Genomic DNA, 15,805 nt, shown 5'->3' on the forward strand with positions numbered 1-15,805 from the left:
TCAACATGGAACTCGATGGAGGAATAAAGATCTACCTGCGTGAAATCGGCAAGACCGACTTGCTGACACCTGAGCAGGAGGTCGAACTCGCCGAGCGCATCAAGCGCGGCGACCCCGAGGCACGCTCCCACATGATCCGCGCAAATCTGCGCCTCGTGGTGAAGATCGCCCAAGACTACGCAAACTACGGCCTACCACTGCTAGACCTCATCTCGGAGGGCAATATCGGCCTGATGAAGGCCGTGGAGCGCTTCGACCCGAATAAGGGTGGCAAGCTCTCAACCTACGCCGCCTGGTGGATCAAGCAGTCCATCAAGCGGGCCCTAGCCAATCAATCCAAGACTATCCGTCTGCCTGTCCACATGGTGGACAAGATCAGCAAGATGCGCCGCGTCGCCATGGCCATGTCCGAGGAACTCGGTCGTGAGCCCACGGATGACGAGCTGTCTGAGGAAATCGGTATCGACCGTGCGAAACTCAGCCAGCTCAAGGTCGCCAGCATGCGCCCAGCCTCGCTCGATGCGCCGATCAGCGAAGACGACAGCACCGAATTCGGTGAAATCGTCGGTGATGAGAATGCGCTCACGCCTTTCGAACTCCTCAGCCACAAAAACATGCACGGCCAGCTCGATGGCCTGCTCACCGTGCTCGATGCACGCGAGCTGAAGATCATCGAGGCCCGTTTCGGTCTCAGCGGCCAAAAGCCGCGCACGCTCGAAGAGGTCGGCCAGGAATTCGGCGTCACGCGTGAGCGTATCCGCCAGCTCCAGAACATCGCCCTACGGAAGCTGCGCCGCGCCCTCCAGAAGAAGGAAGACCCGATTCCGAAAGCTCTACGCAATGCCGGCGGCAAGAAAAAGCGCGGCAAGAAAAAGGAGCAGGAGGAAGTCGAGCCCGAGATCGAGGCAGAGGCATCTGATGATGCCCTCGGCGAGGAGTAATCCTGCGCTTTCGGCGTAACTTTCGCCCATGCCTCCCGTTCACCGGGGAGCATGAAGCTCCTCGCGTTTCTCTTTCTCCTCCCGCTCGCTGTTTTCGCCGCAGATCGGCCGCCGAATATCATCTTCATTATGGCAGATGACTTGGGCTGGACGGATTTGGCCAGCTTTGGCTCGAAGTATTACGAGACGCCGCACATTGACCGGCTCGCCGCACAGGGGATGAAGCTCACCCGGCATCACCATTGCCAAAACTGCCAGCCTACCCGTGCGGCACTCATGAGCGGTCAATACGGAGCCCGCACTGGCGTGTACACCGTCGGTGGCACCGACCGCTTTGACTGGAGCATGCGCCCGCTGCGGCCGGTGGATAATGTTACGGAGCTACCGCTGGACCGCATGATCCTGCCGCAGGTGCTGAAGCAGGCGGGCTACGCCACGGGCATGTTCGGGAAGTGGCATCTCGGCGAAAAAGGCGACCAACATCCTGGCAAGCGCGGCTTTGACGAAGCGATCGTCTCCATGGGAAAGCATTTCGACTTCAACACCAATCCCAAGACCGAATACCCGGAGGGCGAGTACCTCGCGGACTTCCTCACTCACAAAGCGGTCGATTTCATCACGCGACACAAAGACGGGCCTTTCTTCCTCTACTTACCGCACTTCGGCGTGCACTCCCCCATCCAGGCAAAGGAAGAATGGATCGCCAAATTCAAAGACAAGCCCGCCGCAGGTGGTCACCATGATCCGCGCTACGCCGCCATGATCGCCAGTGTGGACGAGAGCGTGGGGCGTGTGATGCAGACGCTCGATGAGCTGAAGCTGGCGGAGAATACCGTGCTCATCTTCACCAGCGACAATGGCGGCGTAGGTGGCTACACGCGGGAGGGCATCAAAAGCGGCGGCGATACCACGGACAATGCACCGCTGCGCAGTGGCAAAGGCAGCCTGTATGAAGGTGGCACCCGCGTGCCCTTCATCGTGCGCTGGCCCGGCGTCACCCAGGCAGGATCGAGCTGCGACGTGCCCACCATCCATGTCGATATCCTGCCCACACTGGCCGAGATCGCCCATGCTGCACCGCCACCGAGCACACAGCCGCTCGATGGCGAGAGTCTTGTCGCTCTCTTCCGCGATCCAGCGGCCCATTTGAAGCGTGAGGCCATCTTCCAGCACTTCCCAGGCTATCTCGGTGCTGGGAACAATACCTGGCGCACCACGCCGGTGAGCCTCATCGAGGTCGGAGACTGGAAATTGATGGAATTTCTCGAAGATGGCCGCCTAGAGCTCTACAACCTCCAAGATGACATCGGCGAGTCGAAGAACCTCGCTGCCGAAAAAGCTGAAAAAGCTGCCGAACTGCACTCCAAGCTCAAAAACTGGCGTGAAGCCATCCAGGCCCCCATGCCGACAAAAAACACCCCCAGCGCAGAAAAGCCGAAAAAGAAGGGGAAAGGCAAAGGAAAAGCGAAGAAGAAGGCCGATGCATAAATTCACACGGCACAACCTGCTCCAGGGGCTCTGCCTTCTCCTCACTCTGAGCTCATGCAGCAATGAGACAAAGGAGAAGCTCGATACCATGTGGCTGCGCTATGATCCTGTGGGCCACCGCCGCTTTCACCGCGAGAAATATTACCCGAACGAGCAGCGCATGGGCCTACGCATGCCAAAGGGCTACACCGAATGAAGTGGAAGCATCGCTTGAACCTGCTGCGATCCACCGTAGCGAAAAAGCCGCCCTTATGAGACTCCTCGCCATCGTCGCCATGTCCAAAAACCGCGTCATCGGACGCCAGGGAAAGCTGCCGTGGCATTACCCAGAGGATTTGAAGTTTTTTAAGCGCACCACGCTCGGCCATCCCATCCTCATGGGCCGCGCCACCTTTGACTCCATCGGCAAGCCGCTGCCAGGCCGCCAAAACATCGTCCTCAGCAGTACCATGGCACCGCGTGAAGGCGTGACCGTCATCCGGGATGCCAGCGAGCTGCCATCCGTGTGCGAAAAGGATACTGTCTTCGTCATCGGCGGTGCTCGTGTTTTCGAGGAGCTGCTACCACGCTGCGACGGGCTCTACTTGACCTACATCGATCAGGACTACGACGGGGATGTGCTTCTACCGCCCTTTGAGCATCTGTTCGGCCTCAAAGAGGTCATCGAGAGAATGGGCGAGCTGGAATTCCGCTATTACGAGCGAGTAAGTTGATCGACGCACTCACCACTTCAGCCCACTGGCAGGCAATCGCACCGCGTTGTGCTTTTCCTGGATGATTTTTCCATCGCTGAGATGCAGCACGCGGTCTGCCATGTCAGCCATCGCGGCATTATGTGTGATGACGACGGTGAGTGTGCCGAGATCACGATTGATGCGCTCTACGGCCTCCAGCACGGTGATGCCGGTGGTGACATCCAGAGCACCGGTGGGCTCATCGCAGAGCAGCACCTCCGGCTTTTTCGCGATGGCACGGGCGATGGCCACACGCTGCTGCTCGCCGCCACTGAGCTGGGAGGGGAAGTGGTCCATGCGGTGCCCCAGGCCCACCATCTCCAGCGCTTCCTCGGGCCGCATCGGGTCCGGGGCGATCTCGGTGATCAGCGCCACATTCTCCCGCGCGGTGAGGCTGGGGATGAGATTGTAGAACTGGAAGACAAAGCCCACGCAATTCCGGCGGAAAAGCGTCAGTGCACGCTCATCGCCACCGAGATCCCAGCCTTTGTAGCGCAAGGCACCTGCCGTGGGCGTATCGAGCCCGCCGAGGATGTTCAGCAGCGTCGATTTCCCGCTGCCAGAGGCTCCTAGCAGCACCACCAGCTCACCACTTCGTAGTGCGAGGTCCACACCATGCAGCGCCACCACATCTAGCTCACCAGTGTGGTACACCTTTCGCAGCCCGCGTGCTTCAAACACGGGCTGGAGGGCAGATGGAGACTCATTAGGCATGCAGCACCGTGCGCGGTTAGAGTCCGAGTGCCAAGTGAATCATGCAGACTCACATCATCCCTGAATCACCACAGATCCACGGGCTGATGCATCTCTGGGCGGATGATCTCGGTATCAGGGATGCTCTCGCGGAAGCGATTCGTGAACCACATCTGCGCAGGGTCCTCCCCATGCACCAGTAGCAGCTTTTTGGGCCGTACTTTCTCCACGTAATCCGCGATCTGCTCACGCGTGGCGTGCGCACTGAGGTCAAAGCTCTCCACTCGGCAGCGCAGCGGCACGGGCGGCAGATCGGCGGCCAGCTTGATCAGGTCGCCCTCCTTCGCGTGGCGCACTTTGTAGCCTGGAGAGTCTGGATCGGTGTAACCCACGAAGCAGATGGCATTGCGCGGATTATCCAGGAACTTCCACGCGAACTGATTGCTCGCCGTGTGCTCCGTCATCATGCCGCTGGAGAGCGCGTAGATGCAGCGTGCGTTCGCCGTGAGGTCCGTGCGGCCGCGCTTGCGTGGCGTGAGCATTTTGATGTCCTCCAGGATCTGAAAACCAGGGTAACTCCGGCGGCTGCGAGCTGCGTAGTGATCATAGAGCACGGTGATCTTCGTGCTCAGACCACCCATGAAGAGCGGGCACTGCGGGATCAGTCCTTCTTCCAAAAGCTCATGCAGCATCAGCATCACCTCCTGCGTCTTTCCCAGCGCAAAAACCGGGATCAGCACCGCGCCACCTGCCTCATACGTTTCACGAATGACGGATGCGAGACGCTCTTTTTCGCCTTTGCGGCTGTAATCCGCAGGCCGGGCATGATCACCGCGTGTCGTCTCCGTGATCAAAACATCAATCCCGCTCGTCGGGAAGTCCGCCGCGCGGCAAATCGTCTGCGCCTCAAAATTCACATCTCCGGTGTAAAACAGCGTATTGCCGCCTTCGCGGATCAAAATGCCCGTGGAGCCCAAGATGTGCCCCGCATCGAACATCGTCGCCTCCATGTCGGTATCCGGCACCTCAAAGGCGCGATCCGTGTCGCGGTAGATCCATGTTCTACGGATGCCATCGAGCTCGCGGTGTGTGAAGAGCGGATACTCACGGATGCTGTCCTCCTCACGCTGCTTCGTCATCACATTGACGGAGTTGTGCAGCATGGCGTTAGAAAGCTCACCCGTGACCTCCGTCATAATCACAGGAGCCTCCTGCTGCCGCCGCTGCAGCACCTGCAGCGAGCCGATGTGGTCGTGGTGAGCATGGGTGATGAAGATCGCCTTTGCCGCATTGTCATGCAGTGGGCCAAAATCCGGCGTCGCGGCATAACCCGCCTTTTTGGGGTGCATACCTGAGTCCAAGACCACGCGGGCATCGCCAGATTCGAGAAGGTAACAATTAGCGCCGATCTCGCGGCGGCGGGTGAGGTTGCGAAAGCGCATGCGTCTTGCTTGGGGAGGGAAAAAGGAAGGGCCTGAGACTAGGCGCAGATCACGAACTAGCAATGGCGGCATTACTCCAAGTCGCAGACCCGCCGATAGTCGGCCACCATTCGCTCGATGCTAAAAAGTCTGCCCGCTCGCTCATGTGCCGCCTTCCGCATGCTCGCACGTTTCTCCGCATCATGCAGCAGTGTGAGCATCGCCGTGGCGAGCGCGGCATCATCCCTCGCGGGCACCAGCAAGCCATTGACGCCGTGCTCGATTTGCTCACGGGCACCACCGACGTCTGTGGCGATGATCGGCAGGCTGGAGGCCATCGCTTCGAGTGAGGCGTTCGGACAGCCAGCAGGCTCTGAGATCATCACAAAGAGGCACACGGAATCGTGAAAAGCGCCCAGTTCACTCAACTCACCACACCACTCGATGGGCAGATCCTGCGCGGTGACTCGCAAGGCCTCTGCATAAGCCTCCTGACCTCCATCTGGCCCCCCAGCGATGCGCAGTCGTGCCTGGGGGCACTGCGCATGCACTTGGCGAAAAGCGGCGATTAGATCCTCGATGCGTTTGTGCGGATGCAGACGTGCCGCAGTGCCTAGCGTCCACTCGGTGCCTTCAGGCTCGGTTTGGAAAGATCGCAGCGGCACGCCATTGGGAATATGACGGACGACAGGACATCGCAGCGTCGCCTTCGCCTGCACCAACTCGCTTTCATGCTTCACTATCACAGCGCTCAAACGCTGTCCGTAAGCCGCAGCATCCTGATCGGGCCATCCAGGCCGTGGTCGGTAAAAATATCGCTCCAGCGAGGTGAAGAACATCTCTCCAGGACTCACGTCCAACACCGAAATGCGGTGCATCGCCTCAGCGAGCAGGATTTTGTATTCAGGGATCACATTCCAAAATAAAACAAGCTGTGGTGGCCGCGCTGCGAGGTCCTGGAGCAATGGGCGGAGGGCCACCGCCGCGTCACATGTCCCCGTCGGAGAGAGTGAGAGCACCTCGATTCCTGCGGCGCGGAGCGATTCACTGCCAGGGGAGGCCTCCGGCTCCTGCAGCACCACAGCACGGGCTGGGATGCCGATGTGACGCAGTAGCCGCCTCGCGCTAGATTGAGCACCACCGGTGAAAAAATGGTTCGTCACCAGCATCAGGCCGCAGCGCGGCTTCTCCGACGCGATGAGCATCGCATGCGCCAAAAAAGCATGGCGAGCGGCCATGACCTCGGCGGTGAAATCTGGCGCGAGTGAGCCACTGGAGCGGCGCTGAGGTGCCATCTCACGGATCGCCGCTGCGAAATCCGCTGTGGTGGCATCCACAGGCAGGATGCGCATCATTCCCGGATGCCGCCGTGCGATGTCCGAGGCACCGCCGACATCCGTACACACGACAGGCACGCCACAAGCCACCGCTTCGAGCTGCGCGAGGCTCATGCCCTCATGCAGGCTCGTCGAGACAAAAACATCCACGCGTGCGAGCAAGCATGGGATGTCCTCCACCGCGCCTAACCACTCCACATCGGCCTCACGGCCATATTGGCGGCTTTTTTCACGGCAGAGCTCCACCTCACGCTGCGCATCGGGATGGCGAGTGGAGGCCTCACCCGCGATAGAGAGGCGAGCCCCTGGCAGCAGCGCCAGCACGTCCATGAGCATGGGCAGTCGCTTTTGGGGCCGTGGATTGGCCACCGCAGCGATTCGTAAGCGATCCCCTTTTTCATGTGCATGCGGCGTTGGCGGCGAAATGCCATTCCACACCGTGCGCACCTGCATCTGCGGGAAATAGGCCTCCATCTCGTCCGTGACGGCTTGGGAGCATCCTAGTAGAAGCGTCTTGGGCCGTGTGGTGAGCTTTTCGATCTCCTCCGGCCAACCTAGGCGCTGATTGTGAAAAGTAACCATCATCGGCACCGCTGCATCGACACGGCTGAGTGTATCTCCGTCAATGAGATGTCCGTGCAGCACATCCGCACCAGTTTCACGCAGGGCGCGGTGGATTTCCTCACTACGAATGACCGCATCCGGCGGCGTCTGGCGTGCGATGACATCCGCAGGCACCGGAAAAGTGGCCCGCCCGGCCGTGCCGAGTGTCAGCAGCACACTCGCCACATCATGGCGTGGCAGCCACTCATGCAGATTCAGCGCTAAGCGCTCGGCACCGCCGCGTTGCAGACTGGTGATGGCTTGGAGCACTCGCAGCCGCTCATCACGGCACACATCCAGCGCCGCGTGGCGAAAAACCGGCCATCCATGCGCCAATGCATACGTCACCATCTCACTCATTTCAGACGGCAGATCATGTGCAGCAGCGGCGGCATCACTGAGCCATAGACTATGCATCGGCGGCATCTCATGAGGTCGAAAGACGCCGCCATTTTGCCGCAGCAGCTCCATCCATCGCTGCGTCGGCCTCCGGTCTATCCCCAGCTCACAGCCCAGCAGCACACAGGGGATGGTGATGCGGGAGGGGATGGGGCTCACCACGCCGCGCGGCACCCAGGAGCCCGCACGCAGCAGCCACCTACCATCTATCTGCTCAGTAACCGACACGCTGCGCCGCGTGCGTGCCGCCCACCAGGGTGGATCAGCCGCTGCCCGCCCGTCGTCTGCACGCGCACACTATGTGGCCTCTCACCCGTGAAGATGAACTGCCCCTCTGGCCCCGGCGTGAACGTCACCTGATCCACGATCACGCGTGAGCCGATGTCTGCCGTGTACTCGATCACATCACCCACCGCCTCCGCTGGGCCGATGATGTAAAAGCCCGAGTCTGCCATGCGGAATGAAAAACGCTGCGGCAACGGCGGTGGACCATTGCCGAAATGATCCGCCACCTCATCCGGCGAAAGCGCATCCAGCCCTGCACGATGCCCTCCGCTAAAACCACCCATGCTCTTGAGGAACTTATACGCAACGAGAGCGACCCCACCCAAAGGCAGCAAAGAGAAGATGCCTAAACCGCCGCCGCTTGGCCCGGAAGATGATGCATAGGAATGCGATCGTGATGAAGATGGTTGGGTTCTTGGAAAAGACGTAGGCGATGGCGAAACCGTGGACGCAGACTGGGAGGCAATAGTACTGCGAGGTGTCATCGTCTTCGTCTTAGACGCTGTGGACACCAGTTTTGGCCTCTCCACTACGCTGCACACGATGCGGAATCCATTGTCCGCATTTCGACTGCGGGGATCGTTGCGGTAACGCTCCGCTGAGCGCGAGTGGCTCACATCACTCAAACACGAGCCCCCACGCAGCACCATGCGTGGCTTATCACTCAGGTTGCGATTACGCTGAAGCGGATCGGTGCTGCTGCCAGATGAGTAGGGAGCATACCAGTCCGCGCACCACTGCCACACAGGTCCGTAGCAATCATACAGGCCCCAGGCGTTCGGCTTTTTCTGGCCCACTGGATACGTCTGCCCATCGCTATTGGCACGGAACCACGCCACCTCATTCACCGGCTCCGCATACAGAGCTCCCGCACTCCCAGCGCGGCAGGCATACTCCCACTGCGCCTCCGTCGGCAGAGAGCATGCTCGTCGCGTCTTGCGCTCGATCCATTGGCAAAAAAACTGCGCATCCTCCGCGCTCACGATGACGACTGGGTGCTCATCCGTCTGCGGAAAGCCGGCGTTCTTCCAGGAATAGAACTTCTTTTGCACCAGTTTCCCATTCTCCACACCGAAGCCGCCACTTTGGCCTTTCTCCGCCTCCGTGCGGAAGCTCGTGCTTCGTGCGAAAGCGGCGAATTGCCCACGCGTGACCGGATACTTGCCAATGTAAAAGTCACTCGTCAGCGTGACGGAGCGTAGCGGTCCCTCATCCGGCTCACGCCCAACCTCAGGGGCCGTTGAGCCCATCTGGAATGTGCCAGCTCGCACCAGCATCATCTCCAGGCTCACACCAGCTCCCAGATCCAGCCGCAATGTCGGCGGCGGCGTCTGAGCATGGAGTGAAAGTGCGGTCAGCAGCAGAAAAAGCGCGGATCTCATAGTGGGCAGAAAGTGCAGGGAACTCACAGACTCTCAAGAGCGGCATTTGCCACCTTCACATCGCGGCTTAATCTCCACCTCCATCCCATGGCAGATTCATCCTCACTCAACTGGAACTCGCACAACGTCACCCGCGGCTGGCAGCGCGGCATCACCGCCTTTTTCTGGGGCCTCGGTTTTAAAGAAGAAGACTTCCAAAAAGCCCAAATCGGCATCGCTACGCCCTTGCTCGATGGGAACATCTGCAACGTCCACTCCCACGAGCTCGCCAAGCTCATCGCCCAGGGCTGCGCAGACGCAGGCATGATCGGCTTCCCCTTTGGCGTCTCACCAGCCAGTGACAACATCACACAGGGCAACATCGGCGGCGCGGCATCGCTCTGCTCACGCAATCTCATGGCCAATGGTGCTGAGATGGTCTGCACCGCACACAGCTACGATGCCATGATCGGCCTGCACCATTGCGATAAAAACGGCCCCGCCTTTGCCATGGCGCTGGCGCGGATGAATTTCCCCGGACTCATCGTCAATGGCGGCAGCATCATGCCTGGCTGTCACAAAGGCCAGTCCACCAGCATCCTCGATGTCTATGACGCCGCGGCAAAGGAAGCGCAGGGCACCATGAGCTGGGATGAGAGTGAGCAGATCATCCGCACTGCATGCCCCGGCCCCGGCGGCTGCGGCATCGCGGCTTCTTTTAATACCTGGGGCATCACACTGGAGGCCATGGGCCTCAGCCTGCCTGATACATCCTCCATGCCCGCCATCGAGGCCGGGAAGCGCGAGGAATGTCTCCGCGTCGGCATGGCCATGCGCAACCTGCTCGAAAAAAACATCCGTCCGCGTGACATCATCACCAAGCAATCACTCCGCAATGCCATGAGCGCCATCGCCGCCATCGGCGGCAGCACCAATGGCGTCCTGCACCTCCTCGCCGTTGCACGCGAGGCCGGTGTGGACTTCACCCTGCGGGATGTGCAGGCCATCTGCCGGGAGGTGCCCGTGCTGTGCAGCTTCGCACCACGCGGACGCGGCACCATGGTCGATCTGCATCGCCTCGGTGGCACCTCCATGCTCCTGAAGCACCTGCTCGATGCCGGATTGCTCGATGGCTCCTGCCTCACCGTCACAGGCTGCACTTTGGCCGAAAATCTCGCCAGTGCCAAAGCGGTGCCTTTTCCGAATGACCTCATCGCCCCGCTCGATCGGCCTTTCAAAGAATACGCCGACATCCAGGTCTGCTTTGGCAACATCGCACCTCACGGCATGGTCTTTAAAGTCTCCTCTCTCAAAGAACCGCGCTTCAAAGGCCGCGCCATCTGCTTTGAGAGCAGCAAAGGCGTCTTCGAAGCCGCCGCACAGGGCCGCATCCAGCCTGGGCACATCGTCATCATCCGTGGCAGCGGTCCCGTCGCCCTCGGTATGCCAGAGATGCACGTCGCTAGTGCTGCGCTCGCCGTGCCAGAGCTCTATGGCAAAGTCGCACTCATCACCGATGGTCGCGTCTCCGGCGTCTCCGCAGGTGCTGTGGGTGTGCATTGCACCCCAGAGGCCGTCCTCGGGGGCCCCATCGCCCAGGTGCAGGATGATGACGAGATCGAGTTCGATCTACTCGCAGGCACCATCGAAGTGAAGGCAGACCTCACCGCACGAAAAGTCACCGCACAGCAGGTGCAGCATCCCTTTGGCTACCTCGCAGACTTCGCCACCACCGTCTCCCAGGCTCACGAAGGCTGTGTATCGAAGTGGACGCTCACACGCCCACTTTGAGGCTCACAGCGGCAGCACGCAGCGCCTCTTTTTTCTCCATCTCTCGCAAATCCTGTCCTACAAAGCGCAGGCTCAAGACACACACTCCCTGCAACCACTCCGTAGCCCCGTGGTTCAGCCTGTCAGACATGAAAAAAGCTCTCCTGCTCCTCCTTGCCACTGTGGCGTCTGCTCAAGACGCCGCTGACACCGCCTTTCAGAAATACGATGCGGATCGCGACGGCAAAGTCACACCCGCAGAACTGCCGCAAAAGCCCATCTTCAAGCGCTTTGACCTCAACAGCGACGGCTACATCACGCTCGAAGAAACCCGCAGCATCATGGGCGGCACCGAATCCGCCACCAGCGTCCCCACCGACCTCAAGCAGGGCAAAAAGCTCTGGCAGCGCCTCGATAAAAACACCGATGGCAAGCTCACCCGTGACGAAGTGCCCAATGCCGCCCTCTTTGCCAGATTCGACCTCAATGCCGATGGCACCATCACGCAGGAGGAAGGCAAACAAGCCATCGCAAAGGCCATCTCGCCCGCAGCACCCAGCGCAGCTCCCGCAGCTCCCGCAGCCCCCATCGTCACCTCCGGCCCGCAAGTGCTCAAGGCCACCCAGCACGGCATCGGCCGCCAAATCGACGATTTAGCCTTCACCGACCTCCAAGGCACTCCCCATCGCCTCAGTGAGTTTCAGGCCACCGTCATCGCCATGACCAGCGCCACCTGCCCTGTGAGCAAAAAATACCTCCACAGCCTCTCCAGGCTCCAAAAAGAGCTCCAGGCAGAAAAAATCACCCTCATCCTCCTCAATCCCTTCGCCAGCGAGAGCACCGCAGACATCCAATCCCAGCTCACCGAAGCACAAATCACCTCCATCTACATCCACGACACCGAAAAGGCCCTCGCAGCCGCCTTGGATGCCCAGACCACCACCGAGGTCTTCCTCCTCGATGCCAAACGCACGCTCATCTATCGCGGCGCACTCAATGACCAATACGGCATCGACTTCAGCCATGACACACCCCGCAGCAGCTACCTGCGTGATGCCATCACCGCCATGCTCACCGGCCAGCGCCCCCTCATCGCCGCCACCACCGCACCCGGCTGCGAACTCGATCTCAAACCCAACAACCAACAACAAGGAACCAAGAACAAAGAACCCACCATCACCTACCACCGCGACATCGCCCGCATCCTCCAGCAAAACTGCATCACCTGCCACCGCGACAGCGGCATCGCCCCCTTCGCCTTGGACGACATCGCAGAGGTCACCGACCGCGCCAAAGTCATCCGCCGAGTCATCACGGAGGGCACCATGCCTCCGTGGTTCGCCGCAGCCACGCCTGAGGGCAAAGCCAGCCCCTGGGCGAATGATTGCAGCCTCTCCACTCGCGATAAAACCGATCTCATCACTTGGCTCGACAGCCCAGACCGCCCCCTCGGTGACGCTGTGGATGCCCCCACACCGCTTCACTTTGAAGACGAATGGACCATCGGAAAACCCGACCTCATCGTGCAAATACCCCGCCCCGTCGCCATCAAGGCGGAAGGCTACATGCCCTATCAATTCCTCACCACCCAGACCACCCTCACCGAGGACAAATGGGTGCGTGGTTACGAAATCATCCCCACGGATCGCAGCGTCGTCCACCACGTCATCGTGAACGTGCACAAGAAAGACGGCGGCAAAATCCGCGACCGCGATGAAGGCAGCAGCGGCTACTGGGCCGCCTACGTCCCTGGAAATGCCTCTAAAGTCTATCCCACTGGCTTTGCCCGCAAACTCCCCGCCGGCAGCACCATCAGCTTTCAGATTCACTACACCCCCAGTGGCAAGGCCACCCAGGATCAGCTCCGCATGGGCCTCCTCTTTGCCCAGAGCGAGCCACGCTACATCATCGAAACCCTCGCCGTGCCCAAGCGCCCGCTCAACATCCCCGCCGGAGCTGCCGACCACCAAGAAACCCTCACCAAAGTCGTCCCCACCGATCTCAATGTCCTCGGCTACATGGCCCACATGCATATACGCGGCAAAGCCTTCAAATACGAGCTCATCACCGCCAGCGGCACCGAGACCCTGCTCGACATCCCTCGCTACGACTTCAACTGGCAACTCCGCTACGACCTCGCTCAGCCCAAATTCCTCCCCCGTGGCACCCAGCTCAAAATCACCGCTCACTTTGACAACAGCGCCGCCAATCAAGCCAACCCCGATCCCACCAAAACCGTCCACTGGGGCCCGCAAACCTACGACGAAATGATGATCGGCTACTTAGAGACCTTTCGGCCACTGGAGAGCACGAGCGCGGAGTAAGCTCGCTCCGACACGCCTCCATCCGCATGAGAATCCGGCTCCACTGCTGAAAAGCCGCGAAGGCATACCCTGCGGCAGCGTATTCTCAGGATGAGATACCTCCTGCGCCTACTCCTCAGCTCGGTTTCAGCTCTCGCGGTCCAAATCGCCCCCTTCCGGGCCGATGTCACGCCACCGGTCGGTGCACCTCTCTGCGGGGGGCTCGTCAAACCCGCCGTCGGTGTCAGTGAGCCGCTGCTGGCACTCGGCATCGTGCTTTTGAGTGAGCAAAAACCGGTCGTGCTTTGCGCGGTGGATTTCTGTGAGATTCGCGGTGCAGATCATCACTACTGGCGGGAGGTTTTGGCCAAGGCCGCAGGCACGACGGCAGAGCGTGTGGCGCTGCACTCACTCCACCAGCACAATGCGCCGCTGGTGGATCAGGCCGCACAGCGGCTCCTGCCCGAGATCGGCATCATCGAAGCCGTAGCCACGGAAAAAGCAATCACAGGCATCGCCAGCAGCATCACCACCGCATTGAAGACGCCGCAGCACGTCACACACATCACCACGGGCGAGGCCCCAGTGCTGGAAGTGGCCGGCAATCGCCGCGTGCAGGTCATCGACGGCAAAGTGGGCAAGATGCGTGGTAGTGGCTCCAGAGATCCTGTGCTGCGTGCGCTGCCAGAGGGGCTCATTGATCCCCAACTCAAAACCATCGCCTTTTGGGATAATGACAAAAAACTCGCCGTGCTGCACTACTACGCCACGCATCCCATGAGCTACTACGGTGATGGCATCGTGAGCCATGACTTCGCAGGCATCGCACGCGAGCGGCGCACCCAGGAGGATGGGGTGCCGCACATCTACTTCACCGGCTGCGGGGGCAATATCGGCGCGGGCAAATACAACGACGGCACGCCGCCGATGCGCCCCCTGCTCGCAGGCCGCATCCACGCGGCGATGGTGGAGTCCGAGAAAAACGTGAAGCGTGTGCCTCTGACCCAGATCGCATGGCGACATGTGCCAGTCGTGTTGCAGCCCGATCCCGAATTCCCGGAGGAACGCGTGATGAAAGTGATGCAAAACTCCGCCACTTCGTCCTCGCAACGCATCGCTGCAGCCCTGCGGATCGGCTTCATCCGTCACCGCAAGCCTATCCCCTTCACCAGTCTGCATCTCGGTGAGGATGTCTGCCTGCTGCACCTGCCTGGAGAGAGCTTTGTCGAGTATCAGCTCTTTGCCCAGGAGCAGCGTCCGGGCGGCTTCATCTGCACCGCGAGCTACGGTGATGGTGTGACGGGCTACATCCCACTGGAGCGATCTTTTGCCGAAGGCGGCTACGAGCCCACACAGGCCTACGCAGCCCCTGATTCGGAAAAAATGATGAAACAGACCATCTCGGACCTTTTGAAGAAATGACCATGAAACACCTCCTCCTCGCTCTCCTCCTCACTGGCACCACCTGGGCCCAAGACAGCCTCAAACAGCTCCGCGCTGGCATCGTAGGACTCGATACCTCCCACGTCCCCGCTTTCACGAAGCTCTTCAACAAAGGCGAGAAGGAGGGAGAACTGGCCGGCATCCGAGTCACCACAGGCTACACCGGCGGCACCGACATGCCCGCTAGCGCCACACGGAAAGAGAAGTTCACGCAGCAACTCCGCGACATGGGCGTGGAGATTGTCGATACCATCCCGAAGCTGCTCGCCCAAGTCGATGTCGTGCTGCTCGAGAGCGTAGATGGCCGCATCCATCTCCAGGAGGCACGGGAGATTTTCGAGGCAGGCAAACCGGTCTTCATCGACAAGCCACTCGCTGGCACGCTCGCAGAGGCCATCGCCATCACAGAGCTCGCGCAGAAGCATGGCGTGGCATTTTTCAGCAGTTCCTCTTCACGCTTCGGACCTGAGATGATGGCACTGCGTGGCAATGCTGAAATCGGCGACATACTCGGTGCCGCGACGTGGGGCCCCTGCTCGTATCAGGAAGGCACGCCGGACTTTTTCTTCTACGGCATCCATGGTGTGGAGGCGCTCTACACGCTCATGGGCACGGGTTGCGAGACCGTTTCACGGGTCAAAGCTGGCAATCATGATGTGGCGACGGGTGTGTGGAAAGATGGCCGCGTCGGTGCCTATCGCGGCATCGTCAAGGGCAAGGCAGACTTCGGAGCCGTCGCCTACGGCAGCAAGAGCATCGGCCAAGCTGCGAAAGCGGTGAGCTATGAGGGCCTATGCCGCCAGATCGGCAAATTCTTCCGCAGTGGGCAGGCCCCCGTCAGCGCAGCGGAGACGATCGAGATCTTTACCTTCATGGAAGCCGCGGATGAAAGCCTGCGCCAAGGCGGCAAGCCCGTCGCACTGGCAGAAGTGCTCGCGAAGGCTAAAGCTGAAGCTGCCAAGCTGCTCCAGAAGTAAGCATGCGTGCCGCCTACGCCATCCTACTGCTTTTTCCGCCCACCGGCTCG

At 60.4% G+C, this 15,805-nt stretch carries 12 protein-coding genes and 1 pseudogene; 8 read left to right on the forward strand and 5 right to left on the reverse strand.

The features are described 5' to 3' along the window. The first annotated feature begins 5 nt into the window (after positions 1-5). The 4 genes and pseudogenes from IPK32_25840 (at position 6) to IPK32_25855 (ending at position 3,142) form a co-directional block, all read left to right on the forward strand. Positions 6-824: pseudogene (locus IPK32_25840) on the forward strand (RNA polymerase sigma factor RpoD/SigA). 168 nt (positions 825-992) lie between these two features. After that, positions 993-2,429, forward strand: a complete 1,437-nt coding sequence (locus IPK32_25845; protein MBK8095301.1) for a sulfatase — start codon at positions 993-995, stop codon at positions 2,427-2,429. Next, on the forward strand, positions 2,422-2,625 hold the full coding sequence (locus IPK32_25850; protein ID MBK8095302.1) for a hypothetical protein: 204 nt from the start codon (positions 2,422-2,424) through the stop codon (positions 2,623-2,625). Before IPK32_25845 ends, IPK32_25850 begins: the two co-directional genes overlap by 8 nt. A gap of 55 nt (positions 2,626-2,680) precedes the next feature. Beyond that, positions 2,681-3,142: a dihydrofolate reductase gene (locus IPK32_25855; protein ID MBK8095303.1), complete on the forward strand. Its 462-nt coding sequence runs from the start codon at positions 2,681-2,683 to the stop codon at positions 3,140-3,142. Positions 3,143-3,151: 9 nt separating this feature from the next. Here IPK32_25855 and IPK32_25860 read toward each other — a convergent pair whose 3' ends face one another. From IPK32_25860 to IPK32_25875, 4 genes are all read right to left on the reverse strand, one after another. Further along, the gene (locus IPK32_25860) at positions 3,152-3,877 is read right to left on the reverse strand and encodes an ABC transporter ATP-binding protein (GenBank protein MBK8095304.1); all 726 of its coding nucleotides are present in this window, start codon (positions 3,875-3,877) and stop codon (positions 3,152-3,154) included. 65 nt (positions 3,878-3,942) lie between these two features. Further along, entirely contained in the window at positions 3,943-5,298 is a 1,356-nt protein-coding gene (locus tag IPK32_25865; GenBank protein ID MBK8095305.1) for an MBL fold metallo-hydrolase, read from the reverse strand. Positions 5,299-5,369: 71 nt separating this feature from the next. Next, complete coding sequence (locus IPK32_25870) at positions 5,370-7,844, reverse strand: glycosyltransferase (GenBank protein ID MBK8095306.1); 2,475 nt, start codon at positions 7,842-7,844, stop codon at positions 5,370-5,372. After that, positions 7,823-9,283, reverse strand: a complete 1,461-nt coding sequence (locus IPK32_25875) for an SUMF1/EgtB/PvdO family nonheme iron enzyme (GenBank protein MBK8095307.1) — start codon at positions 9,281-9,283, stop codon at positions 7,823-7,825. Before IPK32_25875 ends, IPK32_25870 begins: the two co-directional genes overlap by 22 nt. A gap of 87 nt (positions 9,284-9,370) precedes the next feature. Here IPK32_25875 and IPK32_25880 point away from each other — a divergent pair, with 87 nt between their 5' ends. Further along, on the forward strand, positions 9,371-11,053 hold the full coding sequence (locus IPK32_25880; GenBank protein ID MBK8095308.1) for a dihydroxy-acid dehydratase: 1,683 nt from the start codon (positions 9,371-9,373) through the stop codon (positions 11,051-11,053). Here IPK32_25880 and IPK32_25885 read toward each other — a convergent pair. Then, entirely contained in the window at positions 11,037-11,183 is a 147-nt protein-coding gene (locus IPK32_25885) for a hypothetical protein (GenBank protein MBK8095309.1), read from the reverse strand. The two genes, IPK32_25880 and IPK32_25885, sit on opposite strands and share 17 nt — an antisense overlap. Here IPK32_25885 and IPK32_25890 point away from each other — a divergent pair. The 3 genes from IPK32_25890 (at position 11,182) to IPK32_25900 (ending at position 15,755) form a co-directional block, all read left to right on the forward strand. Further along, on the forward strand, positions 11,182-13,356 hold the full coding sequence (locus tag IPK32_25890) for an EF-hand domain-containing protein (protein ID MBK8095310.1): 2,175 nt from the start codon (positions 11,182-11,184) through the stop codon (positions 13,354-13,356). The genes IPK32_25885 and IPK32_25890 overlap by 2 nt on opposite strands. Positions 13,357-13,446: 90 nt before the next feature. Next, the gene (locus tag IPK32_25895; GenBank protein MBK8095311.1) at positions 13,447-14,757 is read left to right on the forward strand and encodes a hypothetical protein; all 1,311 of its coding nucleotides are present in this window, start codon (positions 13,447-13,449) and stop codon (positions 14,755-14,757) included. 80 nt (positions 14,758-14,837) lie between these two features. Then, positions 14,838-15,755 carry a Gfo/Idh/MocA family oxidoreductase gene (locus IPK32_25900; GenBank protein ID MBK8095312.1) on the forward strand — a complete coding sequence of 306 codons (918 nt, stop codon included), beginning with the start codon at positions 14,838-14,840 and terminating at the stop codon, positions 15,753-15,755. The last annotated feature ends 50 nt before the right edge of the window (positions 15,756-15,805 follow it).

This window comes from Verrucomicrobiaceae bacterium (assembly GCA_016713035.1).
Classification (GTDB): Bacteria; Verrucomicrobiota; Verrucomicrobiia; order Verrucomicrobiales; family Verrucomicrobiaceae; genus Prosthecobacter.

Bases quoted from the DNA above. Each gene is read 5' to 3' on its own strand.
- IPK32_25845 (MBK8095301.1), top strand. From the start codon at position 993: ATGAAGCTCCTCGCGTTTCTCTTTCTCCTCCCGCTCGCTGTTTTCGCC.
- IPK32_25850 (MBK8095302.1), top strand. From the start codon at position 2,422: ATGCATAAATTCACACGGCACAACCTGCTCCAGGGGCTCTGCCTTCTC.
- IPK32_25855 (MBK8095303.1), top strand. From the start codon at position 2,681: ATGAGACTCCTCGCCATCGTCGCCATGTCCAAAAACCGCGTCATCGGA.
- IPK32_25860 (MBK8095304.1), bottom strand. From the start codon at position 3,877: ATGCCTAATGAGTCTCCATCTGCCCTCCAGCCCGTGTTTGAAGCACGC.
- IPK32_25865 (MBK8095305.1), bottom strand. From the start codon at position 5,298: ATGCGCTTTCGCAACCTCACCCGCCGCCGCGAGATCGGCGCTAATTGT.
- IPK32_25875 (MBK8095307.1), bottom strand. From the start codon at position 9,283: ATGAGATCCGCGCTTTTTCTGCTGCTGACCGCACTTTCACTCCATGCT.
- IPK32_25880 (MBK8095308.1), top strand. From the start codon at position 9,371: ATGGCAGATTCATCCTCACTCAACTGGAACTCGCACAACGTCACCCGC.
- IPK32_25890 (MBK8095310.1), top strand. From the start codon at position 11,182: ATGAAAAAAGCTCTCCTGCTCCTCCTTGCCACTGTGGCGTCTGCTCAA.
- IPK32_25885 (MBK8095309.1), bottom strand. From the start codon at position 11,183: ATGTCTGACAGGCTGAACCACGGGGCTACGGAGTGGTTGCAGGGAGTG.
- IPK32_25895 (MBK8095311.1), top strand. From the start codon at position 13,447: ATGAGATACCTCCTGCGCCTACTCCTCAGCTCGGTTTCAGCTCTCGCG.